General features: G+C 63.5%; 22 protein-coding genes and 1 tRNA gene. 15 read left to right on the plus strand and 8 right to left on the minus strand.

The window, feature by feature from the left end; genetic code table 11:
- Positions 1–257: 257 nt before the first annotated feature.
- Positions 258–361: transfer RNA gene (locus C480_RS08355), tRNA-Arg, on the plus strand.
- A 237-nt stretch (positions 362–598) separates the two neighbouring features.
- Here the strand turns inward: C480_RS08355 and C480_RS08360 are convergent.
- The 3 genes from C480_RS08360 to C480_RS08370 all read right to left on the minus strand — a co-directional run bounded on the left by C480_RS08360 (position 599) and on the right by C480_RS08370 (position 2,964).
- Entirely contained in the window at positions 599–1,078 is a 480-nt protein-coding gene (locus C480_RS08360) for a type IV pilin (RefSeq protein ID WP_006665172.1), read from the minus strand.
- Positions 1,079–1,707: 629 nt separating this feature from the next.
- A complete protein-coding gene (locus C480_RS08365) occupies positions 1,708–1,911 on the minus strand; it encodes a hypothetical protein (RefSeq protein WP_241433806.1) in 204 nt (67 codons plus the stop codon).
- A gap of 564 nt (positions 1,912–2,475) precedes the next feature.
- A complete protein-coding gene (locus C480_RS08370; protein WP_006665174.1) occupies positions 2,476–2,964 on the minus strand; it encodes a hypothetical protein in 489 nt (162 codons plus the stop codon).
- A 312-nt stretch (positions 2,965–3,276) separates the two neighbouring features.
- Here C480_RS08370 and C480_RS08375 point away from each other — a divergent pair, with 312 nt between their 5' ends.
- The 4 genes from C480_RS08375 (at position 3,277) to C480_RS08390 (ending at position 6,158) form a co-directional block, all read left to right on the plus strand.
- Positions 3,277–3,912 carry a VOC family protein gene (locus tag C480_RS08375; RefSeq protein WP_006665175.1) on the plus strand — a complete coding sequence of 212 codons (636 nt, stop codon included), beginning with the start codon at positions 3,277–3,279 and terminating at the stop codon, positions 3,910–3,912.
- Positions 3,909–4,586 carry an alpha/beta hydrolase gene (locus C480_RS08380; protein WP_006665176.1) on the plus strand — a complete coding sequence of 226 codons (678 nt, stop codon included), beginning with the start codon at positions 3,909–3,911 and terminating at the stop codon, positions 4,584–4,586. Before C480_RS08375 ends, C480_RS08380 begins: the two co-directional genes overlap by 4 nt.
- 114 nt (positions 4,587–4,700) lie before the next feature.
- Positions 4,701–5,222, plus strand: coding sequence for a hypothetical protein (locus tag C480_RS08385; protein ID WP_006665177.1), 522 nt, complete (start codon positions 4,701–4,703; stop codon positions 5,220–5,222).
- 156 nt (positions 5,223–5,378) lie between these two features.
- Entirely contained in the window at positions 5,379–6,158 is a 780-nt protein-coding gene (locus tag C480_RS08390; protein WP_006665178.1) for an SDR family oxidoreductase, read from the plus strand.
- A 25-nt stretch (positions 6,159–6,183) separates the two neighbouring features.
- On the opposite strand, the gene C480_RS08395 is transcribed toward C480_RS08390, so the two are convergent.
- Together C480_RS08395 and C480_RS08400 are read right to left on the minus strand one after the other, a co-directional pair.
- Positions 6,184–6,600, minus strand: coding sequence for a universal stress protein (locus tag C480_RS08395; protein WP_006665179.1), 417 nt, complete (start codon positions 6,598–6,600; stop codon positions 6,184–6,186).
- 97 nt (positions 6,601–6,697) lie between these two features.
- Positions 6,698–7,939, minus strand: coding sequence for an MFS transporter (locus C480_RS08400; RefSeq protein ID WP_049903461.1), 1,242 nt, complete (start codon positions 7,937–7,939; stop codon positions 6,698–6,700).
- Positions 7,940–8,110: 171 nt separating this feature from the next.
- Between C480_RS08400 and C480_RS08405 the strand changes: the two genes are divergently transcribed.
- From C480_RS08405 to C480_RS08420, 4 genes are all read left to right on the plus strand, one after another.
- Positions 8,111–8,779 (plus strand): DUF6517 family protein, encoded by a 669-nt coding sequence (locus C480_RS08405; protein WP_241433807.1) that lies wholly within the window; start codon positions 8,111–8,113, stop codon positions 8,777–8,779.
- Positions 8,780–8,913: 134 nt separating this feature from the next.
- A complete protein-coding gene (locus C480_RS08410; protein ID WP_006665182.1) occupies positions 8,914–10,254 on the plus strand; it encodes an O-acetylhomoserine aminocarboxypropyltransferase/cysteine synthase family protein in 1,341 nt (446 codons plus the stop codon).
- Positions 10,251–11,513, plus strand: a complete 1,263-nt coding sequence (gene metX / locus C480_RS08415; protein WP_006665183.1) for a homoserine O-acetyltransferase MetX — start codon at positions 10,251–10,253, stop codon at positions 11,511–11,513. The genes C480_RS08410 and metX overlap by 4 nt, the downstream gene beginning before the upstream one ends.
- 124 nt (positions 11,514–11,637) lie before the next feature.
- Positions 11,638–12,669 carry a hypothetical protein gene (locus C480_RS08420; protein WP_006665184.1) on the plus strand — a complete coding sequence of 344 codons (1,032 nt, stop codon included), beginning with the start codon at positions 11,638–11,640 and terminating at the stop codon, positions 12,667–12,669.
- Positions 12,670–12,778: 109 nt separating this feature from the next.
- Here C480_RS08420 and C480_RS08425 read toward each other — a convergent pair whose 3' ends face one another.
- Positions 12,779–13,168, minus strand: coding sequence for a hypothetical protein (locus C480_RS08425; RefSeq protein ID WP_006665185.1), 390 nt, complete (start codon positions 13,166–13,168; stop codon positions 12,779–12,781).
- 96 nt (positions 13,169–13,264) lie between these two features.
- Positions 13,265–13,909 (minus strand): phosphoserine phosphatase SerB, encoded by a 645-nt coding sequence (gene serB / locus C480_RS08430; protein ID WP_006665186.1) that lies wholly within the window; start codon positions 13,907–13,909, stop codon positions 13,265–13,267.
- A 357-nt stretch (positions 13,910–14,266) separates the two neighbouring features.
- Between serB and C480_RS08435 the strand changes: the two genes are divergently transcribed.
- Genes C480_RS08435 through serA form a run of 5 tightly spaced genes read left to right on the plus strand, consistent with a single transcriptional unit; the run spans position 14,267 to position 21,485 of the window.
- Positions 14,267–15,817: an ABC transporter substrate-binding protein gene (locus C480_RS08435; protein ID WP_006665187.1), complete on the plus strand. Its 1,551-nt coding sequence runs from the start codon at positions 14,267–14,269 to the stop codon at positions 15,815–15,817.
- A 1-nt stretch (position 15,818) separates the two neighbouring features.
- Positions 15,819–16,769 (plus strand): nickel ABC transporter permease, encoded by a 951-nt coding sequence (gene nikB / locus C480_RS08440; protein WP_006665188.1) that lies wholly within the window; start codon positions 15,819–15,821, stop codon positions 16,767–16,769.
- Complete coding sequence (nikC, locus tag C480_RS08445) at positions 16,766–17,674, plus strand: nickel transporter permease (RefSeq protein ID WP_006665189.1); 909 nt, start codon at positions 16,766–16,768, stop codon at positions 17,672–17,674. The genes nikB and nikC overlap by 4 nt, the downstream gene beginning before the upstream one ends.
- A gap of 2 nt (positions 17,675–17,676) precedes the next feature.
- Positions 17,677–19,839 carry a dipeptide ABC transporter ATP-binding protein gene (locus C480_RS08450; protein ID WP_006665190.1) on the plus strand — a complete coding sequence of 721 codons (2,163 nt, stop codon included), beginning with the start codon at positions 17,677–17,679 and terminating at the stop codon, positions 19,837–19,839.
- A 59-nt stretch (positions 19,840–19,898) separates the two neighbouring features.
- The gene (serA, locus tag C480_RS08455) at positions 19,899–21,485 is read left to right on the plus strand and encodes a phosphoglycerate dehydrogenase (RefSeq protein ID WP_006665191.1); all 1,587 of its coding nucleotides are present in this window, start codon (positions 19,899–19,901) and stop codon (positions 21,483–21,485) included.
- Positions 21,486–21,573: 88 nt separating this feature from the next.
- Here serA and C480_RS08460 read toward each other — a convergent pair whose 3' ends face one another.
- Entirely contained in the window at positions 21,574–22,518 is a 945-nt protein-coding gene (locus tag C480_RS08460) for a hypothetical protein (RefSeq protein WP_006665192.1), read from the minus strand.
- 748 nt (positions 22,519–23,266) lie between these two features.
- Between C480_RS08460 and hisI the strand changes: the two genes are divergently transcribed.
- Positions 23,267–23,680, plus strand: a complete 414-nt coding sequence (gene hisI, locus C480_RS08465) for a phosphoribosyl-AMP cyclohydrolase (protein WP_006665193.1) — start codon at positions 23,267–23,269, stop codon at positions 23,678–23,680.
- The last annotated feature ends 4 nt before the right edge of the window (positions 23,681–23,684 follow it).

A 23,684-nucleotide genomic window follows, 5' to 3' on the forward strand; every position in this document is an offset into this window, starting at 1 on the left:
GATGTGTATAAGAGACAGGGGCAACATGGACGGAACGACGGACGACACCAGCGGCGACGAAACCGAGACCGGTACCGAGACAGGCGACAACGAATAGTCCCCTGACAGAGAGCCAGCCACCCTGAACGCAGACACCAGCACAGAACACACCAACCCCTTCCTTTTCGGTTCCCGATTCCGATCGTCCGACCCGTTCGGACCCATCAGTCAAAGGGTATAAATTGGCCTGACGAATACGGACGTGATGACGAACTCGTGGGCACGTAGCTCAGTCTGGACAGAGCGTCGGACTTCTATCCTCATTGGGATTGCAATGGGGGAAGCCATCCGATGGTCGTGGGTTCGAATCCCATCGTGCCCGTTATCTGCGAACGACGTGAGCAGTAACGGCACCGGGATTCGAATCAGGGAGGTGTTACTGTGACCGCGGTTCGAATCCCATCGTGCCCGTGCAGAAACTATCTCCGCGTTGCGGGACTGCTCGACGAGAACGGCAACCGACGAGACAACCCTCACATTCGCAGTCGTCACGTTGGCAAGGGGAATAGCGTCTTGAACGCGTGGAATTGAATTACGACCGATAAATACGGAGAGTGGGTTAGCTGAAGTCCCAACTCCCAGTAGAGGCCTGGCTTTCTGCGCTCCCGTCTTGTGCTACGACAGTGAATTCACCAGCCGAATCCAGCGTGTAATCGGAGGTGGAACCGTCAGTAGAGAACCCGCTGAAGTTAGACGTACTATTAGACAACGTCGCTGATTCGCCCGCAGCGTTCACGTCTAACTCGATTTCAGCCACATTGTTGAAATCATCACTACGAACGATGAAGGTACTCGCATCTTGGGGGTCCTCAATAGAGACATCAATTGTCCCGTCATCGTTGGCAACGTCCGTTCCAACAATCGCGTTCACTGGACCCTCACCCACACTATCGCCCATGTCAAGCACGAACGCCGCGATCACAGCTGCGAGAATGACTGTTATTGCAACCATGAGAATGAAACCAATAACGGGCGAGGCGGCGCGCTCCTCTTCGTTGCCGATCAGTTTGGCTCGATATTTCGGACTATCCATCGTCATTTGTGTTAGCTGAAGTCCCAACTCGCCGTTGCAATTTGACTCTCTGCACTTCCATCCTGCGCCACGACGGTCAATTCACCTTCTTGCTCACTAATCTCGTGAACGTTGGCGTTATTACTAATCTCAGATTGTTCAGCGGAATCCGGGTTATAATAGAACGTATCCGATTCGCCAGCAGAGTTCGAATCGAGCGTTGTCTCATCGATATTGTCTCCTCGGACAACAAATGAACTCGCATCCTGTGAGTTTTCAATAGAAATCTCGAATTCTCACATCTGATAGTTTCAGCGGCCGGATTTTGTCTCTCTGCACTGCTGTCACCGATAAACTGAAACCAGTCGGTGATCGACGAGCACGAACTCCCACGCCGACGATAGTGGGGCGGACTGGGTCACAGCACGACCACTTGCGTCAGTAGTAACGGCTACAACCGCGTTCATTGCTCCGGGAATTGCGATTCCAATGAAGACTGAACGTGAGAATTGATGCACCGACCATCGTTCAGTTCTGGCATCGGTTGTGTGACGACGAAAATCAACGCCGACCTGCTGGTCCATCAATGACCAATATAGAGTTCACCAAACGATCGAAGCCACGGTACGGATACACCGGTGGAGAGAGGAGAGCGACTAGCGGCTAGCCTCGAACCGCTGGAGCACAACAACCACCCTGTAGAGAAGATACGTCACGGCCAAGCCGATCCCCATCCAGAACCACGAGACAACGATTCCGCTGTCCGCTTCCTGCCCGCCGCCGAAAATACCGATTGCTGTACAGACGAGAAGGATACTGATCACTACCTGTCGAATATGAGAACGCTGATCGGTGGCCATACGTCCGGCATTCTGTCCGATTGCCATCACTATTACGATAACTACAACGTCGACGACGGAAACAAACATCAGTGGTTCGGTGTGGGAGGCGACACTCCGCTCGAGAGTTGAACGCGAGGTCTAATGGCCGTTTGGCAGCCGGGTACCGCTGTCAATCGAACGCAAATCCGGCTGCAGAGACTGCAAGCCCAGCCGCGAAGAAGGGGAACCGGGTTCGACGGCAAATCCGAGAAGTGTAAAGTGAAGTCCAAAGATCGTTAGTTTGAGCCCCGTTTGGTGACCGTCGAGTGTTGGCATCACTTCGAATATTCCGTTTCATTCACACCAGCGTTCGGATTTCGACCGGCAACGAGGTTTCGGCAGGCGACTCTCGCTCGCGAGAACGCCGATCCGCGGTGTTAACTGAGATACGAGCGCGGGAGCGAGCGGTCCACCGGTCCGTCGACAGTACGGAGAACGTATCTGATCAATTTCGTTGCTCAGCGTACGCATGCCGCTGCTTCTGCGAGTTCAGGTCGTTCGATCCGCGCGTCGCCGGAGCGCAATCGCGGCGCAAATCGCCGGTCACGCGGCGGACGACGAGTCTCGGTGAAAACCGATGCGGACGATGCCGTCGGCGAGTTCGTCCGTCGACTGTATCCGGTCGGTTCGGTACGTCGTCTCCTGGTCGAGATCGACCTCGAACGGCGGAAAGAAGAGCACTCGTTCCTGCGTGTTCTCGTATCGAATGAGGCGTGTATCGTAATCGCTCCAGTAGAGGTCTCCCAGAAACGTCTCGCCTTCCTGAACCGAAACGGCGGGTTTGTATTCGAGGGAGGAAGAGACCACGCGAAAGCGCGCAGCGGGATAGAAGTCGTTGCCGTAGAGTCGAGCCTGGAAGTCTGGTTCGGGTTCGGATTCGGCCTCGGATTCGGGTTCCGATTCAGAACTGGACCCGGATTGCGCCGAAACGCGCGTAGCACCGATCGATCCGGAGGCGAGCGCACCGAGGAGAAGCGACCCGGTTCGCACGACCGATCGTCGCGAGACGGAGTGATGGCCTGGGTTTGACATAGTTGCCTCGCCGGTTGCCCGGTACTGCGTCGGTCTCGATCGCACGAGTTCACAACTACTCGCCGATCGGGAGGACCTCGCCGCTGGTACACGTCGGAACTGCATAAACGGCGACGATGAGAGTACAGGGCAGCGTAGTGGCCGGCGGGGCGTTCCTGCGCCGGGCGAACTCCTCTCCGTCGGGTTCAGGAGGGAGCTGTTCGTGCGGTCTCGGTGGCAGCACTGTCCGGGCGGGTCTAGTAACACGGATGTCACGTGGTTGGTCCCGCGTCTCTGCAGGCTTCATACGTCGCGGTAACATAGTGTAACCACATGAGCGACGAGACGACACCATCGAGTTCGGTGCCGGTAACGCCGGAGCGCCCCGACAGCCCGGTCCACATGCAGGGGACCGACCACATCACGATCTGGGGGAGCAACGCCGAGGACACGATCGAGTTCTATCGCGACCTGCTGGGAATGCCGCTGGTGCTTCGCCAGCCGAACCTCGACGATCCCTCGCAGACGCACCTGTTCTTCGATACGGGCGACGGGCGGATTCTGACGTTCTTCGTCAGCGACGACCGGCCGTCGAACCGGCGCGGGCAGCGCGGCGGCGTCGGAGCCGTCCACCACCTCTGTTTCAGCGTCGACCCCGACGAGTACGAGGAGACGATGCGGGCGCTCGAGGACGCCGGCCACCAGTACAACGTCTTCGACCGGGGTATTTTCCACTCGATCTACACGACGGACAACAACGGGCTCGTCATCGAACTCTCGGCGGACAAGTACGAGATTCCGAACGACCGCCGCGGCGAGGTGCTGGCGAAAGCCCAGGAGCTGCGCGAGTCCGACGGTGCCGAGTACGCCAAGGACGAACACCTCCGCGGAGCGATCGAGGAACTGGGACTCGAGGTCGTCGAGAACGACTTGCCCGACGCGAGCGCCGGCGTCGGTGGTCTAGAATGAGTGACGCGAGCGACGGTATCGACGGTCCCCACCAGGACCAGCCGCTCGTCACGGCCGGCACCGAACTCGGGGACGCCACGGCCGCGGTGATCCTGGTTCACGGACGGGGTGCGACCGCCCGGAGCATCGTCCAGATGGGGCGGGAAGTCCACCGCGAGGGCGTCGCCCTCCTCGCACCGCAGGCCGAGCGCAACGAGTGGTACCCGAACTCCTTCCTGGCACCCGTCGAGTCGAACGAACCGGGCCGGTCCTCGGGGCTGCGGGCGATCCGGGATGCGATCGAGACGGCGACCGACGCCGGGATTCCGACCGAGCGCGTCCTGGTGCTCGGCTTCTCCCAGGGTGCCTGTCTCGCGAGCGAGTTCGTCGCGCGCAACCCCCGACGGTACGGCGGGCTGGCAGCGCTGAGCGGCGGCCTCATCGGTGACGAAATCGAGGCCGACGACTACGCGGACACCGACGACGACCTCGACGGAACGCCCGCCTTCCTCGGCTGTAGCGACGTTGACCCGCACATTCCCGAGGAGCGAGTTCACGAGACGGCGCGCGTTCTCGAGGCGTTAAACGCGGACGTCACCGAGCGCATCTACGAGGGGATGGGCCACGGGGTCAACGAGGACGAACTCGAGGCCGTCGCGGAGCTGGTCGCTGAACTCGTCTCGGCGTCGCGGTAAGGTTTCCTCGTCGACCCGGTTTCGAGTGCAGCACCCGTCGTATCCGTTAGCAGCGACGACGTTCCGATTGACGCGGACTGGGGCTTATGCTGCTCTCCGTGCTAATACGACCTAATGGCCGCGAACCGATCGGAACGGCGCGCGTTCGTGGCACGCACTGGTGCGGTAGCCGCGGGAGTGGTCAGTGCCGGCTGTCTCGGATGGGGGAATAACTCGACGGGCGACGCCGAGACCGACGAGTCGGAGCCGGTCGTCGACGTGGCGGAAGCGACGACGAACGACACCGATCCCGATACCTGGGCGTCCGTCTCGACGGTCCGACTCGACGCTTTCGTCGGCGGGTGGGTCGGCGTCGAACCCGCACACATCGACCGCGTCGAGAATCCGACGCTCGTGCTCCTCGAGGGTCGGGAGTACGAGTTCACCTGCGAAAATCGGGATAACGTCAAGCACAACCTCGCGATTTACGACGCGGCCGAGGAGGCCGTGGATGAACTCGCGACTGGTGTCGTGGCTGACCGGGGCGAGACGGCGAGTCTCACCGTCGAAGCGACGGCGGAGATGACGACCTATATCTGCGAGCATCAGCCGGTGATCCAGCGAGGAGAGATCGAGGTTATCGATCCGGACCTGTGAGTGTGAGTGAGTGTGAGCGTGTGCGTTCGCGTGAGTGCGAATACGAGCGTGGGTGGGGCCGGAGTTCGGGGCCGGTGACGGGTCGAATGTGAGGACCTATTGGCGGGGTGACTGATGGACACTACTTAGCAGACTGCTGTGGTACGACGGTCGGCTATGGCACAGTCACAGATGCTCGAAGACGACGTAACGATCGTAACCGGCGGATCGAGCGGCAACGGACGCGCGATTGCGCGCCAGTTCGCGACGGAGGGATCGGATGTCGTCGTCGCGGACATTCGAGATTCGCCGCGCGAGGGCGGCACGCCGACGCACGAGCTAATCGAGGAGGAAACGGACGCCGGCGCGACGTTCGTCGAGTGCGACGTGACGAGCGTCGGCGACCTCGAGAACGCCGTCGGCGCGGCCGACGAGTTCGGCGGCGTGACCGTGATGGTGAACAACGCCGGGATCTTCCACGGGGAGGAGTTCCTGGAGGTCGGCGAGGACGACTTCGATCGGATGATGGACATCAACGTCAAGGGGGTCTACTTCGGGGCGCAGGCGGCGGCGAATCGGATGGTCGAGGCGGACGGCGGCCGCATCATCAACCTCTCGTCGATCGCCGGGCTCGAGGGGGCTGGCGATTTCGTCACCTACTGCGGGACGAAGGGAGCGATTCGCCTGCTGACCTACGCGATGGCGGCGAAGTTGGGTCCGGAGGGCGTTCGCGTGAACGCGATCCATCCCGGGCTGATCGAGACGACGATGACGACCGACGACGTCGAAATCTTCGGAACCGAAGCGGAGTCGGGATACCTCGAGACGATTCCCTCACGACGGGCGGGCCAGCCCGAGGACGTGGCAGACGCGGCGCTGTATCTCGCGAGCGACCTCTCGTCGTACATCAACGGCGAATCGCTCGTCGTCGACGGCGGGCTAACGAATACGCAGTGAGTCGGCTGTGCCCGTCAGGGGGCGACTACCGAACGATCGTCACCGGCATCGGGGCCCGGCGGGCGATCCGCTCTGCAACGCTGCCGAGAAGCACTCGAGAGACGCCAGACCGGCCGTGGCTGCCGACGACGATCTGATCGACATCGTTCTCCTCCGCGAACGCGACGATCTCACGATCCGGCCGTCCCACGACGGTTTCCGTCGTGAACTGGACGTTCTCGCTGTTTGCGAGTTCAGTCGCCTCGTCGCGGAGCGTGTCGGCCGCGGTGTCTTCTTCTTCCTTGAGGAGGTCCTGAGCGTAGTTGATGCTCGCGCCGGTCGAGCCGTCCGCGGCTTCGACGACGCGCAACAGGATGATCTCGTCGTCCGCGTGGGTGGTGAACGCGTACTCTGCGGCCTGCTGTGCCGGGGCCGAGCCGTCGTAGGCGACGAGGATGGACATCGGTATTCGTTCGTATCGTGCCGGGAGCGTATAAAAACGGCTGTCGTCACGGGTGCACGGAGACGGGTGGTACCGCTTTCGAAGCGGACAGCGTCGATTAGCGGTTGCCGGTCTCGCGTCCGGTGCTGCCGTCCATGGCCGGATCGGAACCGAGCGAGAGTCGGACGAAGATCGGAATCGTGACGATCGCGATCGCGATTTCGAGGCCGCCGACGACGAGAAACGCCAGGCCGTAGCCGTAGGCGCTGGCGACGGTGCCGCCGACGAGAAAGCCGCCGAGGAAGCCGAGGCTGCCGGCGAGATTGAATCCGGCCATCGCAAGGCCGCGCTCGCGTTCGGACGCGAGATCGGTCACGAGCGCCATGGTCGCCGGGGAGACCAGCGCGCCGAGGATGCCGACAATAACCATCGCCACGGCGGCGGTGCGTACCGACGGGGCGACGCCGACGCCGAGGATACCGAGCCCGTAGCACGCCGACCCGGCGACGATCGGGATCGTTCGGCCGATTCGATCCGAGAGCGATCCCATCGGATACTGGAGCAGGGCGAACGGCGCGAAGAAACACGCGAGCAAAAGCCCGGTCGTCCCGGCGTCGAGATCGAACGCGTCCTGGAAGTAAAGCGTTCCCACGAGGGCGAAAAAGCCCGCTGTCATCCGATCGATGAAGCCGAACGCGTAGGGGATCGACAGCGTCGGTCGCCGGCGGACGCCCTCGAGCAGTGCCCGCGCGCTCCGGCTCGTTTCGGGCGTTCGATCGGCGAGTCGAGAGACGAGCGCGCCGACGCAGACGAGCAGTCCGGCCGCGACGAGCAACGGCGCGACCGGATCGAGTTCGGTGAGTTGGCCGCCGATCGGCGCGCCGAGGGCGGCCCCGAGGCCGATGGCGATGCCGGCCGCGCCCATGTTGCGCCCGTGGCCGCCCTCCAGGTCCATCAGCATGGTCATCGTGAGCGAGAACGCGCCGATGGTCATCGCGCCCTGGAAGACCCGCAGGAGGAGGACGCCGCCGAAGGGGATCGAGCCGATCGCGGGAACCGCCGCGAGGACGGCGTAGCCGACGGCTCCGGCGAGTGCGCTCGCGACGATGAGGGGCGTTCGCCGGCCGGTCACGTCGCTTATCGCTCCCCAGACGCCGACGAAGACGACGTAGGCGGCGAACTCGGAGACGAGAAACCACATGCTCGCGTCGAGCGTCGTCGCGGTAAGTCCCGAACCCGTCGTCTCCGCGCCCAGCACGGAGACGAGCGTGCCGATGCCAGGGTAGAGCAACAGTTGGGAGAATAACACGGCGAAGACGACACCCGCGAGCACCAGCCGGTCACGATCACTCGAGTGCACGCTGGCCCCTTCGGACTACGGCCCTATGAAGCCGTCCGTTTCGCCGCGTAGAGCGCCGAATCGACCAGAAGCGGTCCTGCACGACGTCCCCGAACCGAGTGACTGTCACTGAACTGTCCCGTTACGAGCCATATCGACGGCTTTTCACTGATCCACGACACCTCGTGAATGATGACATACACGCGTCGACACCTGCTGGCGATGGGTGGGGCGACCGCAACAGCGGCCCTGGCCGGGTGCTCCGGGCGGCTCGAAGGAACGCTGTCGGCGGGGCCAGCAACCGTCTCCGCGGACGCACGAGCGGAAACCGGCTACGAGGAACACACCGTCGAAGAACTCGTCGTCGAACGGACGGTCGGCCGGTTCGGTATCGAGCGGACGATCGAAGCGACCAACTGGTACGCCGAGTACGACCGCGCAATCGCCCTCGATAGCCTCGGCCTGACGCGCGTGCAAGCAGCAGTTACTGCGGTGCTTACCACGCCGCAGGTATCCGTTCTCGGACGAACGTTCAACCCCGTCGGCGACCTCTCGACGGCCGAACTCGTCACCATGATCCAGAACCGGTACGACGGGCTCGAATCCGTCGAGTTCGAAGACGAGACGACCCTCTCGATACTCGGATCCGAGACGACCGTCGATCGGTACGTGGCGGAGGCGCGCCTGATCGACGCCGGGACGACGGTCGACGTGTACCTGCAGGTGTCCGAACCGGTCGAACACGGCGAGGACTTCGTGATCTGCATCGCCGTTTATCCGCAGGCGCTCGGGTTCGAAGCGGAATCGGGCGCGGTCGAAACGATGTTCGAGGGCCTCGAACACGACGCGGAGGGCGACTAGCGAAGGCGCAGCCCACGGTGAACTCGTCTCGCGGCGAAGCGAGAGGCGGCGACTGCGTGCGATGTGTCAGCACGTCCAGCGGATTTTGCCGTTACTGCGACGCATATGTGGATGGATCAGTATGCATACTAAACATGAGTGACGACGCGAGCGACGGGACTGGCGCCGAGTTCAGTGCGGACGGATTCGGTACGCGAAGCGTCCACGCCGGGCAGGAGGCGGATCCGGAGACGGGTGCGCGAGCGCCGCCGATCTACCAGACGACATCCTACACCTTCCCCGACGCGGATACGGCGGCCGAGCGCTACGCCCTGGCGGACGACGGCTACATCTACTCACGGATCAGCAATCCAACGGTCGAGACCCTCGAAGAGCGACTCGCCTCGCTCGAGGGCGGCGCTGGTGCGGTCGCGACCGGTAGCGGCATGGCCGCGCTCGACTCGGCCACGCTGATCCTCGCCGAGGCGGGCGACAACGTGGTCTGTTCGACCGATACCTACGGCGGGACGACGGCTTACTTTTCGAAGACGGCGACGCGACGGGACATCGAACCGCGATTCGTCTCGACGCTCGAGTACGACGCCTACGCGGACGCGATCGACGAGAACACCGCCTTCGTCCACGTCGAAACGATCGGGAACCCCTCGCTCGTCACGCCCGACTTCGAACGCGTCGCCGCGATAGCTCACGAGCACGGCGTGCCGCTGGTCGTGGACAACACCTTCGCCACGCCGGCACTGTGTCGGCCGCTCGAACACGGCGCGGACGTGGTCTGGGAGTCGACGACGAAGTGGCTCCACGGCTCAGGAACGACGGTCGGCGGGGTCCTCGTCGACGGCGGCTCGTTCCCCTGGGGTGAGCACGGCTACGACGAAATCGCCGGGCAGAACCACGCCTACCACGACGTCGACTTCTCGCGGGACTTCCCCGAGGCCCCCTTCGCCGCCGCGGCCCGGTTCCGATCGCTGCGGAGTCTCGGGAACCAGCAGTCGCCGTTCGACGCCTGGCAGACCCTCCAGGGGCTCGAATCCCTGCCGCTTCGGGTGGAGAAACACTGCGAGAACGCCACCATCGTCGCCGAGTACCTCGACGACCACGACGACGTGGCCTGGGTCACCCACCCCGGTCTGGAGTCACACCCGACCCACGATAACGCCACAAACTATCTGGCCGACTACGGCGGCATGGTCGCGTTCGGCCTCGAAACCGGCTACGACGGCGGCAAGACATTCTGCGAGAGCGTCGAACTCGCCGGCTTCCTCGCCAACATCGGCGACGCGAAGACGCTCGTGATCCACCCCGCCAGCACGACCCACGGCCAGCTCACCCCCGACGAACAGGACGAAGCCGGCGTGACGCCCGACCTCGTCCGCATGTCCGTCGGCATCGAAGCCCCCGAAGACATCCTCGCGGATCTCGACCAGGCCATCGAAACCGCGACGCGCACACCGACGGGAGGGCACCCGCACACATGACGAGAGACACCGTCGACCTCGGCGAGTTCACCTTCGAATCCGGCGAGTCGATTCCCGAACTCGAGGTGGCCTACGAGACCTACGGCGAGTTCACCGGCGACAATGCGGTGCTCATCTGCCACGCGCTGACCGGGAGCGCCCACGTCGCGCGCCGACCGGACGCCGGCGACGAGACCGCGGGGCAGGCGCGGGCCTGGTGGGGCGACGTGGTCGGCCCCGGGAAGGCGATCGACACGACCGAGTACTACGTCGTCTGTGCGAACGTGCCGGGCTCGTGCTACGGAACGACCGGCCCCGCGAGCACGAACCCCGAAACGGGCGAACCCTACGGCACCGACTTCCCGCCGGTGACGGTCGGCGACTGGACCCGCGCCCAGCGCCGACTGCTCGACGAACTCGGCGTCGGTCGCCTCCACGCCGTCGTCGGCGGCAGCGTCGGCGGGATGAACGTGCTGGACTGGCTCCGGCGGTATCCGGACGACGTTGGCCGGGCGGCCGCCGTCGCAACGGCGGGACGGCTCGACGCGCAGTGTCTCGCGATCGATACGGTCGCGCGACGGGCGATCACGAGCGATCCCGACTGGAACGGCGGCCACTACTACGAGGCCGCCGGAAGCGAAGCGAACGGCGACTCGTCGGACGAGTCCGACGGTGACGGCGGTACCGGACCCGAGGACGGCCTCGCCCGGGCGCGTCAGCTCGGACACATCATGTACCTCTCGAAGGCGTCGATGGCCCAGAAGTTCGGTCGCCGCTCGGCCGGCCGCGAAACGGTTCGCGAGGAGCCGCCGGATCCGGCGGCCGCGTTCTTTCCCTACCGCGAGGTCGAATCCTACCTGGACTACCAGGCCGAGAAGTTCGTCGACCGCTTCGACGCGAACAGCTATCTCTACCTCACGCGCGCGATGGACGATTTCGACCTCTCGACGGGCTACGAGTCCGATACGGCCGCGCTCGCCGCCTTCGAGGGCGAACTGCTGCTCCTGTCGTTTACCGCCGACTGGCACTTCACCGTCGACCAGGCCGAAGCGCTCGCCGAATCGGCTCGCGAGGCCGCCCTCGATGTCGCACACCACGTCATCGAATCCGACCACGGCCACGACGCCTTCCTCGTCGAACCCGAGACGGTCGGGCCGCCGCTGTCGGCGCTCCTGGCTGACGGGCTCTCGGGGCGACCGATTACGGACACCGCCGAGTCGAACTCGTCGGCTCCGTCCGAAACGTTCGCCCCTGTTCACACGAGTTTGTTTTCACAGTGATTTCTGAACACTGTACGAGATCGGTCTGCCGACCGATAGAAACCGCGAAGTACAGTGTGAGAACCCGAACGGGCGGTTCGAAACTAGGCTTTTTTATATATCACGTTCGCTGGTGTATTCGTACATGACTAACAGCGGATCGCGGAGCGGCCGCGGAAGCGGTAGTGAGAAGCGCAGACGGTTGCTATCGAAACGGCTCGCCCTCTTTGGCGTCGTCGCCGTGCTCGTGCTGACGGCCGGTTGTCTCGGCGTCCTCGGCGGCGGTGACAGCGAACCCGCCGAGCACGCGCCTGCGGGCAGCAACATGCTCTTGCACGTGGACGCGGACGTTTTGAGCGACGAGGACAACCAGCAACTGGTCGACGCGTTCGCCTCCGTGGAAGACGAGGAGGCGGTCGACGACCAGGGAGACGTCGTCAGCGAGTTCGAGAACGAAACGGGACTCGACATCCGCGAGGCGAATCAATTCCTGCTGTTCGCAAACACCGACGAGGGTCCCGTCGACGAAAGCGGCGGCATCATCGTCTACAGCGACTGGGAAACCGATGCCGTCATCAGTGCGATCGAGGAGGAAGACGAGACGGAGTACGAGCAGACCGAGTTCGAGGGCGAGGGCGTCCTCTACGAACCGGCTGAAGATCCCGAGTACGGAGCGCCGCAGTACGTCGGCGACCTCGGTGACGGCCGGTTCGTCTTCGGACCAGAAGCACCCGTTCGCGGAGCGCTCGAGGTCGAATACGGCGATGCAGACCCGGTCTCCGGCGACGTGCGGGAGGCCTACGACGAGACGCGGGACGGGCACGTGACCCTGGCGATGTCGCTTCCCGACGGATCGGTTCCGGAAAACGATCCGATGACCCCCAACGTCGACGTCAGCGCCTTCCAGAACGTCAGCGTCATCACCGGCGTCTACGACACGGACGGCGGCGAGGCCGGCATCGAGATGGGAATCCACGCCGACAGCGAGGACGACGCACTCGACGTGAAAGACGTGATCGACGGCGCGATCTCGATGTTCAGCGGCTCCACGACGAACGACGATCTCAAGGACACCCTCCGCGAGATCGAGGTCGAACAGGACGGCACGACCGTCGACGTCTCGTACTGGAACGACATCGACGAACTCGTCGAGTTAATCGAATCGAACGACCTGTAAGTCAGTTCGAGCGAGAAGGGAAAACAGAAAAAGAGAGAACAGCACCGTTCCCGCTGCTATCGAACGTGAAAGCAGCGATTACCGAACGGTACCGGCCTGCAAATTACTCTTAATCGGCTGCGTTACGTTGTCCGTGCTGTTCGTGTCCCGGATTGGCCTGTGCGTACTGATCGACGACGCTGTAACTCGGCCGTCGTCGTGCCGCCCACCGTCGCAAGTCGCTACCGAGTAAGTCGAGGCCGGTCGCTCGCATGAACCGCCGTGCAGGCGGCGATCGAATCATCGTGATCAGGGCCCACATCGTTCCCGCCGTAAACGATCCCATCGCCGAGAACGTCATCCCGAGCGTCAGGAACGTCGCCGAGTAGACGTACCCGATCGTCATCGACGGAATGCTCGTTCCGAGCGGCACTCGTGAACTCGGGTTCAACAGCGTCGGCCCGAGAAAGACGATAGAGAGGCCGCTTCCGATCATGAAGACGAAGTCTTGCCACATCATCAAACGCGCTTACTCGATTGTGAGTTAAAACTCTCTCGGTCGGGAAATAAGCAGTTACAACCGACATTCGTGCTGAATCGAGGTACCAGATCCGAACTAGGAACGGTCGAGAACGCCCTCCGAAACTAGCGTCTCTTCGACGGCCGCCATCGAGGAGACGACAACATCACAGTGCGGTTCAACGGCCGGTTTCGGCTCGAATCCGATCGCGAGCGACGCGGCCTCAAGCATCGGTAAGTCGTTCGCGCCGTCGCCGACCGCAACGGTGTCCGCGAGTGAGACGCCGACCGTCTCCGCGAGTTCAGCGAGCGCATCGTCTTTGGTGCCCTCGATCAGCGGACCGTCGACCTCGCCGGTGAGTTCGGCTTCGGTTACCGGCAAGCGATTCGAGACGATGTGATCGACGGTTACGCCCTCGCGCTCCAGTGCGGCCGCGACGCCGCGTTCGAAGCCGCCGGTGAGAATCGCCGTCGTCACGCCGGCCTCGTTCAGCGTCTCGATGAGATCGGCCGCCCCCGGTCGGAGTTCGACCTGATCGAAGGCGGCGGTCGCGTCGGCCTCCGGCAGCCCTTCGAGCAGGGCCGCTCGCTCGCGGAGGCTCGTCGCGTACCCGATTTCGTCGTTCATCGCGCGATCCGTGATCTCGGCCATCTCGTCGGCGACGCTCCGGCGCTCGCCGAGGAGCACCGTCATCTCCGAATCCGAGAGCGTCCCGTCGAAGTCGAAAGCGACGACTGTCATTGCCCGCCGATTGTGGCCGGTCGGATAAACCAGTTCAGGTTTCAGGCAGGTTTGACGCAGTGTTGGAAACCGGCCATCCGCGGAGTCCCATCGAAAGAAGCACCGAAACGCCTCGTCCCGGGCGGTAGGACACGCCCCAATCGAGTCACGTCAGGTGTCGAGAACCAAACCAGAACATTCACAAGTGTACTTTCAATACACAAATTTAGATTGTATAATGCGCGAAATCGACCCGATACCCGACGTTCACAACCTGACGGAAACCGACAGTAAGGCCGATCTCTCACGGCCACACGGCGATATTCCCCAGCTGTTCCGGATTTCCCGACGAGGACCATCCGAATAGAGACGAAGACAATGACTGCAGACCTCTCACGACGACACCTCCTCTCCAGCGTTGGTGGCGTTGGATTCGCCGGTCTCGCCGGCTGTGCAGAAACCGGGTTGGACGATACCGAAACTGCGTTCACGATCGTCCCCGGTTCGGATCCGACCGGGACCGGCGACTCCTGGGATAACTGGGGTGGGATGGCTCCCTACTGGACGCGCGTCGTCGAACCGCTCGTCTGGGGAACTGACGACATGCAGCCCCAGCCGTGGCTCGCCACCGACTGGACTGCAACCGACGAGACAACCTGGGTGTTCGAACTCCGGGAAGGCGTGTCGTTTCACAACGGTACGGAACTGACCGCCGACGATGTCGTCCACTCCTTCGAAGAAAACATTCTCACCGAGCGCGGCGACTTCGTCCACGGCTGGCTCCACCTGGAACCCGGAAGCGTCGACCGAATCGACGAGTTCACCGTCGCGTTCGAGACGACCGACCCCTTCCCTGGCTTCCCCGGCACGATCGCACACAACATGATCGACATCCAGCCCCCCGAGGCCGACCGCCGGGCCGGCGAAATCATCGGCACCGGGCCGTTCGAACTCGCGAAAATGGATCAGGGCCAGCAGCTCCGCGTCGAACGCTTTCCGGACTACTGGGGCGGCGAGCCAGCCCCGACTGAACTCGCGTTCCGGGCCGCCGAGGACGCGACGACGCGAACCGACCTGCTCGAGGCCGGCGAAGTCGACCTCGTCTACGAACCCGCAACGAGCCGTATTTCCGGACTTCGCGATCGCGACAACATCCGGACCGAAATCCAGCAGTCCTCCGCCTCTCGGTTCGTCTCGATCAACATTCATCGAGCGCCAACCGACGACACCGATCTACGGCGAGCGCTCAACTACGCGATTTCCCAGTCGGAAATCGTCGACACCGTCCTCGAAGGCATCGGCGAACCCGCACACGGACCGATTTCGACGGTCATCGACTGGGCTGCAGATGAATCGCTACCGCGCTATGACCGGGATCGAGACACGGCGCGCGAACTCGTCTCGCAGTCATCTTACGACGGCGAGGCGCTCACCTGCCTCGTCGAAACCGATATGGACGACGGCCGGACGCTCGTCCAGATCCTACAAGAAGCGTTCAAGTCGATCGGGGTCAGCCTCGATATCGAAGTGCTCGAGAAAGCGTCGCTACAGGACCGCACCGATCGCGGCGAGTTCCATCTCGAACTCACTAATTCCCAATCAAACAGCCCGGCGGCGGACTACATCATGTGGGAAAACTTCCACACGATGGGCATCGAGAACAAAGACCTGTACGAAGCCGAGGGAACGGGACTGTACAATCTCGGCGGCGAGGTCGATGACCTGATCGAAACGGGATTCCAGTCCTACGATGCAACGGAAACCCGGGAGTCCTACATCGCCGCACAGCGTGCGATTATGGATGCGGCGGTTGTCATTCCCCTCTTCTACGAAGAATACGTCGTCGCCGCAGACGCCTCCATCGATGGGCTCGACCTGCACCCGATCGACAAGTTCGCCCAATGGGGCGACCTGACACGGACAGCATAACATGGACGACGCCACGTACCTCCTCCACCGGCTTGGAACGTCGATCATCGTCCTCCTCGGCGTTTCGGTCGTCACCTACGGGCTCCTCTTTCTCACGCCCGGCGATCCAGCTGAGGTGATCCTTACCCAGCAACTCGACCGCCAGCCCTCCGCGTCCGAAGTCGAGTCGTTTCGGGCGACCCACGGCATGGACGACCCGGTTCCGGTCCAATACGTGAGCTGGGTAACCGACGTGCTCCGGGGCGATCTTGGCACCTCCTACTACAGCGATACGGCGGTGTCGACGCTCATCGTTGACGCGCTCCCGCTGACGATCGAACTCGCCGTCGCCTCGCTACTCGTCGCGCTCGCGATTGCGATCCCGACCGGCGTCTTGAGCGCCGTCCACCGCGGCTCGGCGATCGACTACGCGAGCCAGCTCGGCGCGCTGGTCGGCGTCTCGATGCCGAACTTCTGGCTCGGCTATCTGCTCATCCTCGTGTTCGCATTGACCCTTGGATCCCTCCCGGTCGCAGGCGCAGGCAGTTACGGCCAGCTCGTCCTGCCCGCGATCACGCTCGGTACCGGGATGGCCGCCGTGCTGACGCGACTCATCAGGAGTTCGATGCTCGAGGTACTGGACGAGGCGTACGTCGATACCGCACGCTCGAAAGGGCTGCGCGAGCGGATCGTCCTCTACAAGCACGCGCTGCGGAACGCGCTCGTTCCCGTGGTGACGATTCTCGGTGTCCAACTCGGATCGCTGCTCAACGGGGCTGTGGTCGTCGAAATCGTTTTCCAGCGGCCGGGACTCGGAATGTTACTCGTCGACGCGGTGTTCGAACGAAACTATCCCGTCGTACAGGGGATCACGCTCGTCACGGCGGGTATCTTCGTCGGAACGAACGTGCTCGTCGACCTCAGCTACCGGTACCTCGATCCGCGGGTGGAACTGGGAGGTGAGACGGTGTGAGCGGCGTGCTCGGGTCGGTCGGAACCGCCGTTCGCCGTCGTTACCGGGCCCTCCGAACCTCTCGCAAGGTGGCTGCGTTCTGTGCGAATCCGCTCAACGTTGTCGGGCTCGCACTCGTCGTCGCGATCGCGGTCGCCGCGGCCGTCGGCCCGTTCATCGCACCGTACGACCCGACGACACAGCAGCTGACGAACAGGCTACAGCATCCCTCGCTGGCGCACCCGCTCGGAACCGACCAGCTCGGCCGGGACGTGCTCTCGCGACTCCTCCACGGTGCGCGGCTCTCGCTCGGCATCGCCGTCGCCGTCACCGGAATCAGACTGACTCTCGGGACGACGATCGGCCTGCTCGCGGGCTACGCCGGCGGCTGGACCGACGAGTTCTTGATGCGACTGGTGGACGTGCAACTCGCGTTTCCGGGACTCGTTCTCGCGCTCGTAATCGCCGGGATTCTCGGTCCGAGCCTGCGGAACGTGATGCTCGCACTCGCGCTCGTAGGATGGGCGTCCTACGCTCGTCTCGTTCGCGGAACCGTCCTCGCGACGAAAGAGCGCAACTTCGTCCGAGCGGCGCGGCTGCTGAACGTCTCCCGGTTTCGGATCGCGACGCGACACCTCCTCCCGACCGTCGCCGGTCCCGTCGTCGTCCTCGCGACGCTGAACATGGGAACGGTCATCCTCGGCACCGCCGGCCTCTCGTTCATCGGCCTCGGCGCACAGCCGCCGACCGCCGAGTGGGGGACGATGCTTTCGGACGGCCGCCACCACCTCCGGAGCGCCTGGTGGATCGCGAACGTTCCCGGCGTCGCGATCATGCTCACCGTGCTCGGATTCACCCTCCTCGGCGACGGCCTTCGGGACGTGCTCGATCCGAAACGCGATGCAACGATCGAAAAACTATCCTGATCATGCAACAACCGAGAAAGACCGCGTCGGAGTCGACGCATTCGACGCCCGCGTTCGATACCGACGATTCGAACCACACTGCCTGTACAGCCGAGTCGACAACCGATCTCCTCACCGTCGAGGGCCTCCGGGTCCAGTTTCCGTCCCCCGACGAACCCGTTCGGGCCGTCGATGGCGTCTCCTTCGGCATTGCCGACGGCGAAATCGTCGGCCTCGTCGGCGAAAGCGGCTGTGGCAAGTCCGTCACCGCTCGTTCGATCATCGGACTCGACCCACCGGAGGCGGCCGTCCGCGGCTCCATCGAACTCGACGGTACCGACGTGACTGCCGCAAGTGAGCGACAACTCCGCCGACTCCGCGGAGATACCGTTTCGATGGTGTTTCAGAACTCGATGGAGACGCTCAACCCCGTCCTCGACATCGGCGAACAGATCGCCGAATCGACCAAGGTCCACGACCACCCCGACTCACAGCGTCTGCTCGATTACCTTCACGCACCCCTGTTCAGCAGCCGCGCCGACTGGCACGAGCGCCGCGAACACGCGGCCGAACTCCTGGATCAGGTCGGCATCGCCAGCCCCGAAGAACGCGTCGACGACTATCCGCACGAACTCTCCGGCGGCCAGATTCAGCGCGTCGCGATCGCACTCGCACTCGCATCGGACCCCGACTTGCTCATCGCCGACGAACCCACGACCGCGGTCGATGCAACCACGCAGGCACAACTTCTCGATCGATTTCGACACCTCAACGACACCCGCGGGATGGCACTGCTCCTGATCACGCACGATCTCAGCGTCGTCGCCGAACTCTGTGACCGAGTCGTCGTCATGTATGCCGGGCAGGTAGTCGAAACCGGACCCGCAGGACGCGTTCTCCGCGATCCGAGCCATCCCTATACCCGGGCGTTGCTCAACTGTCTCCCACAGCGCGTCGACCGCAACGAACGGTTGCCGACGATCGAGGGAGCAGTCCCCGACCCGACCGACGACCGTTCAGGGTGTCCGTTCGCGCCGCGGTGTGAACGTGCGACCGACGACTGCCGACACGGCGACGTACCGACGATCGATCTCGGAGACGGCCGCGGCACTGCGACTTGTTACGATGTCGATGATAGCCGACCAGCGGCCCCCTACAACCGACCCGGGATCACCGTCACCGCCGGCGAGGACGAATCCGACCCGACTCGAGAACCGACGACCGCCGCCGAAACGCCCGCCGCCGAAACGCCGAGTTCAGAATCGACGGCGCGCTCGTCGACGAGAGAGAAAACGCGACCGGAATCGACCGCCGACGGCGATCGGCAGCCGCTTGTCGAACTCGAGGGCGTTACGAAGCGGTACGCGACGGCGAACGGGCTCATCGATCGCCTGTTCGGAGCCACCGCCACTCGCCGTGCAGTCGCCGATGTCGACCTCGAGATACGCGCGGGAGAGACGCTCGGCCTCGTCGGCGAAACCGGCTGCGGGAAAACGACGCTCGCCGAACTCGTCACCGGGCTGGAGACGCCGACAGCCGGCGAGATTCGGTTCGGCGGGGACCCGGTAGGGGGCGTCGAGAGCCGCTCGGCCGAGACGCTCGCCGATGTCGGCGTCGTGTTTCAGAATCCGCGGTCGAGTCTCAACCCGCGACTGACCGTCGAGCAACTCGTCGCCGAACCGCTGCGCAGTCGGGGATGGTCGACGGGCCGTCGCAGAGAGCGCGTCCGGACCGTTCTCGATCGGGTCGGGCTCTCGGAGCATCGCGCAAGGAGCTATCCGCACGAACTCTCCGGCGGACAGGTCCAACGCGTTGCGATCGCACGTGCGATCGCTCCCGATCCGACGCTGATCGTCCTTGACGAACCGGTTTCCGCACTCGACGTGTCCGTTCAGGCCCGCATCCTCAACCTCCTCTCGGAACTGCAAGCCGAGTTCGGACTGACGTACCTACTGATCTCCCACGACCTCGCCGTCGTCGAACACGTCGTGGATCGCGTCGCGGTAATGTCCCGCGGCGAATTGGTGGAGATCGGCCCCGTCGACCGGGTGTTCGATCAGCCGACACACCCGTACACGAAGACGTTGCTCGCCTCGATTCCGTCGCTTTCACCCGAGGAGACAACCGGTGTCCGACCGTCCGCGTCCGACGGCGTTAGTAGCTCTCTCGACCGACCGACGCGGTAGTTTTTGCCACCCGTGTCGACAACGGAAGGGTTTACCTGCTCCGCCCGATTGTCTCGCGCATGAACGTGCTCGTCACGGACCCCATCGCGGACGCGGGTCTTGACGTACTCAGAGACGCCGGCCACGAGGTCGAAACGGGCTACGAACTCGAGGGCGAGGCCCTTCTCGAAGCGGTCTCGGACGCCAACGGACTCATCGTTCGATCCGGGACGGAGGTCACCGAAGAAGTACTCGAAGCCGCCGACGACCTGGTTATCGTCGGCCGCGCCGGGATCGGCGTCGACAACATCGACATCGACGCCGCAACCGACCACGGCGTCATCGTCGCCAACGCACCGGAAGGCAACGTTCGCGCCGCCGCAGAGCACACCGTCGCCATGACCTTCGCCGCCGCCCGCTCGATCCCCCAGGCCCACATCCGCCTCACGGACGGCGAGTGGGCAAAAAGCGAGTACCTCGGAGCCGAACTCGACGGCAAAACCCTCGGCGTCGTCGGCCTCGGCCGCGTCGGTCAGGAAGTCGCCAAAAAACTCGACTCGCTCGGCATGGACATCGTCGCCTTCGATCCCTACATCTCCGAGGAACGCGCCGACCGCCTCGGCGCCGAACTCGTCGAGTTCGACGACTGCCTCGCACGCGCCGACTTCCTCACCATCCACACGCCGCTGACCCCCGAAACCGAAGGCATGATCGGCGAGGCTGAACTCGACCTCCTCGAAGACGGCTACGTCATCAACGTCGGCCGCGGCGGCATCATCCAGGAGGATGCACTCGCCGCGAAGGTCGAAGACAGCACGCTCGCCGGAGCAGCGCTCGACGTGTTCGCGGAGGAACCGCTGCCCGCCGAGTCGCCGCTGCTCGAACACGAGGACGTTATCGTCACGCCCCACCTGGGTGCGTCGACCGAGGCCGCCCAGGAGAACGTCGCGACCTCGACGGCCGAACAGGTCAACGCAGCCCTCTCTGAGGAGCCGGTCGCAAACGCGCTCAACGCCCCCTCGATCGACGAGAGCGCGTTCCCCCGCGTCGAACCGTACATCGAAATCGCCGAGACCGCCGGCAAGGTCGCCGCCCAGTTGCTCGACGGCCGCATCGAAACCGTCGAGGTCACCTACGAGGGCGAGATCACCGACGAGGACATCGAGTTCGTCACGGCGTCGGCACTGAAGGGCGTCTTCGAGCCGCTCGAGTGGCAGGTCAACGCGGTTAACGCGCCCCAGATCGCCGAGGATCGCGGCGTCGACGTGACCGAATCGAAGACCCACCAGGCCGCGGACTTCCAGAGCCTGATCTCCGTGACGGTCGGTAACGACGAGGACGAGATCTCCGTCGACGGAACGCTCTTCGCCGGCGACGACCCGCGGATCGTCCGCGTCGACGGCTACCGGGTCGACGCCATCCCGCACGGGAAGATGGTCGTCACGCGTAACACGGACGAGCCGGGCGTCATCGGCCTGATCGGCTCCGTCATGGGCAAACACGGCGTCAACATCGCCGGCATGTTCAACGCCCGCGAAGCCCACGGCAGCGAGGCGCTGACGGTGTACAACGTCGACAGCCAGGTTCCCGACGCGGCGAAGGACGAACTCAACGAGGACGAGCGGATCATCGGCGTCGACTACATTACGCTGAACGGCCAGAACTGAGCCTGAGGCTGAACGGCCAGATCTAAGCCGCATTGCACTCGATAGCCGGCGTTCAGATTCGAATCGCTGCTCCGGCGACCGTTGAACGTTATTCCGACTGGGATTCCTGGTCCTGTTCCGCCGACGGCGACTGCTCCGGCGTCTCCGGCGGCTCCGGTGCCGACCCCGTGATCGTCACCGTCCGCCCCTCGACGCTACTCTCGTGAACGTCGCTCGTAATTCCTTCGAGTTCGGCCACGACTTCGTCGGTCAGGTCGGTGCCCGGCTCGAGGATGAAGACCCAGGTCATGGTATCCGCCATCGGCGTCTCGCTGGAGACGCCCCAGATGTATATTTCGTCGAGCGTGACCGCATCGCCCGCTGGAGCGTTGTATTCGCCGGTAACGGTCGTCTCGTGCGGAAGTTGTCTGAAGAGGTGGGTGAACTCCTGGTCGACGTCTTCGAGGCGGTCGTGGTCGCCGTTGTGGGCGTCGATCCGCTCCTCGTAATCCGGCCCGACGACGATGGTCTCGTTGCTCACCGCGATGTCGCGCCGTCCAGACGAGTTCGGAATCGCGCCGTCGATGACGGCGAAGTCCGCGTACTCCTCGACGAACTCGTACTCGTCGTCGCCCTCGACGCCGTCGACGATGGCCTGCTTGTCGAACGAGCCGAAGAAGACCTGCGTGAGCGACTGGATCAGGTGTGCATCGACGGTGTCGGCGGAGACGCCGAAGTACTCCGGGAAGACGGAGGAGAAATCGGTGTCTTCGGGGAACGACTCGGTGTAGTCGAAGCGTCGGTTACCGCCGTTGAACGGGTCTGCGTCGGTCAGCCACGTTCGGAAGGCGGCGGCCTCGTCCCAATTCGCGTCGATGTCGCGGTCCGGGATGTCCCGGTCGAGGCCGTCCTGTTCGCCGTTGCCGTCAGTGCTGTTTCCGTCATCTTGATTGCCGTTCCCGGTATCTTTGGAGTCGTTACTGCCCATACAGCCCGCCAGTCCGACTGCGAGAAGCCCGATGACGCCGCGGCGCGTGACCGTTGAAGATGCCATGTCTCTGGTAGGCGTCAATCACGGGCAGACGGATAATGACTCGTGACTGTCTATCCGCGTGAGAACGTCCGTAATGTTAAGGTGTCTCGTAGCGCTGCAGGCGCTGGTGGGGCGCGAACGCGGACCGCACATCGGGCGCAGTCCGCGCCGAGCGACGTTCCGAGCGGGTAACAGTAGGTATAAGCCGCTATAGATCAACAATTAGACCGGAAGCCACACTCCAGAGTGGGGACAACCGCGCAAGCGGAAATGTCCCGGGTGCTAGGCCCACCCGAGACGTGGCTTCCAAGTTTGCACCACTTCGAAGCCATGACCTGGTTCATTCTACCGGGATATAAACGTCCCGACAGATTGACGAATACGCGGGAGAATCAGTGGCATCCGCCGGGTTTGAATCTGACAAGAATAAGAGAAATACGGCCAACAACTGAGGCGGGTCGAGGTGAGCCCGATGTGTGATCGCGATCCACCCGATGACGCTGAGCGGCCGAACGTCCTCTCACTGTCTACCTGTCCGGTGTGCGGCGGGTCGATCACTCGCGTAACAGTTCACAGCCCCTCCAAGGCCGTTTCGACCCCCTGTGGCTGTCAGTTTCCGCCCGCCGGTCTCGAGTTCGAGTAGCCGGTCGCGTCCGCAGTATCCACAGCCAGTCGGTACCGAACAGGTTCGGGTATCCAGTGCCCGCGTGCGCGATGTGCGATCGGTAGCGGCAAAAGACCTATCGGCCCAACGGCCAACCCATCACTTATGAACGACAATGCCGACGTCGCGGTCGAGTTCGACGACGACGGACTCGTTCCCGCCGTCGCACAGGACGCCGAAACGGGCGACGTACTCATGCTCGCGTACGTCTCCCAGGAAGCGCTCGATCGAACACGGGAAACCGGCCGCGCACACTACTACTCGCGCAGCCGAGACGAACTCTGGGAGAAAGGGGCAACGAGCGGTCACGTCCAGACCGTCCGGGAGGTACGCGTCGACTGCGACGCCGATACCCTCCTCTATCTGGTCGAGCAGGACGGCGGCGCGTGCCACACCGGCTACCGCTCGTGTTTCTACCGGACCATCGAGGGCGATGTCGTCGGCGAGCGGGTGTTCGATCCGGATGCTGTCTACGACGCGGACGCAGACGGCGAGGAAACGACCGAAACCGAGGGCTAACACG

This window comes from Natrialba aegyptia DSM 13077 (assembly GCF_000337535.1).
Classification (GTDB): Archaea; Halobacteriota; Halobacteria; order Halobacteriales; family Natrialbaceae; genus Natrialba; species Natrialba aegyptia.

Coding starts and splice junctions, on each gene's coding strand:
- C480_RS08360 (WP_006665172.1), bottom strand. CDS start 1,078: ATGACGATGGATAGTCCGAAATATCGAGCCAAACTGATCGGCAACGAA.
- C480_RS08380 (WP_006665176.1), top strand. CDS start 3,909: ATGAGTGACGCGAGCGACGGTATCGACGGTCCCCACCAGGACCAGCCG.
- C480_RS08385 (WP_006665177.1), top strand. CDS start 4,701: ATGGCCGCGAACCGATCGGAACGGCGCGCGTTCGTGGCACGCACTGGT.
- hisI (WP_006665193.1), top strand. CDS start 23,267: ATGAACGACAATGCCGACGTCGCGGTCGAGTTCGACGACGACGGACTC.
- C480_RS08365 (WP_241433806.1), bottom strand. CDS start 1,911: ATGGCCACCGATCAGCGTTCTCATATTCGACAGGTAGTGATCAGTATC.
- serB (WP_006665186.1), bottom strand. CDS start 13,909: ATGACAGTCGTCGCTTTCGACTTCGACGGGACGCTCTCGGATTCGGAG.
- C480_RS08375 (WP_006665175.1), top strand. CDS start 3,277: ATGAGCGACGAGACGACACCATCGAGTTCGGTGCCGGTAACGCCGGAG.
- metX (WP_006665183.1), top strand. CDS start 10,251: ATGACGAGAGACACCGTCGACCTCGGCGAGTTCACCTTCGAATCCGGC.
- nikB (WP_006665188.1), top strand. CDS start 15,819: ATGGACGACGCCACGTACCTCCTCCACCGGCTTGGAACGTCGATCATC.
- serA (WP_006665191.1), top strand. CDS start 19,899: ATGAACGTGCTCGTCACGGACCCCATCGCGGACGCGGGTCTTGACGTA.
- C480_RS08460 (WP_006665192.1), bottom strand. CDS start 22,518: ATGGCATCTTCAACGGTCACGCGCCGCGGCGTCATCGGGCTTCTCGCA.
- C480_RS08370 (WP_006665174.1), bottom strand. CDS start 2,964: ATGTCAAACCCAGGCCATCACTCCGTCTCGCGACGATCGGTCGTGCGA.
- C480_RS08420 (WP_006665184.1), top strand. CDS start 11,638: ATGACTAACAGCGGATCGCGGAGCGGCCGCGGAAGCGGTAGTGAGAAG.
- C480_RS08390 (WP_006665178.1), top strand. CDS start 5,379: ATGGCACAGTCACAGATGCTCGAAGACGACGTAACGATCGTAACCGGC.
- C480_RS08410 (WP_006665182.1), top strand. CDS start 8,914: ATGAGTGACGACGCGAGCGACGGGACTGGCGCCGAGTTCAGTGCGGAC.
- C480_RS08425 (WP_006665185.1), bottom strand. CDS start 13,168: ATGATGTGGCAAGACTTCGTCTTCATGATCGGAAGCGGCCTCTCTATC.
- C480_RS08435 (WP_006665187.1), top strand. CDS start 14,267: ATGACTGCAGACCTCTCACGACGACACCTCCTCTCCAGCGTTGGTGGC.
- C480_RS08450 (WP_006665190.1), top strand. CDS start 17,677: ATGCAACAACCGAGAAAGACCGCGTCGGAGTCGACGCATTCGACGCCC.
- C480_RS08395 (WP_006665179.1), bottom strand. CDS start 6,600: ATGTCCATCCTCGTCGCCTACGACGGCTCGGCCCCGGCACAGCAGGCC.
- C480_RS08405 (WP_241433807.1), top strand. CDS start 8,111: ATGACATACACGCGTCGACACCTGCTGGCGATGGGTGGGGCGACCGCA.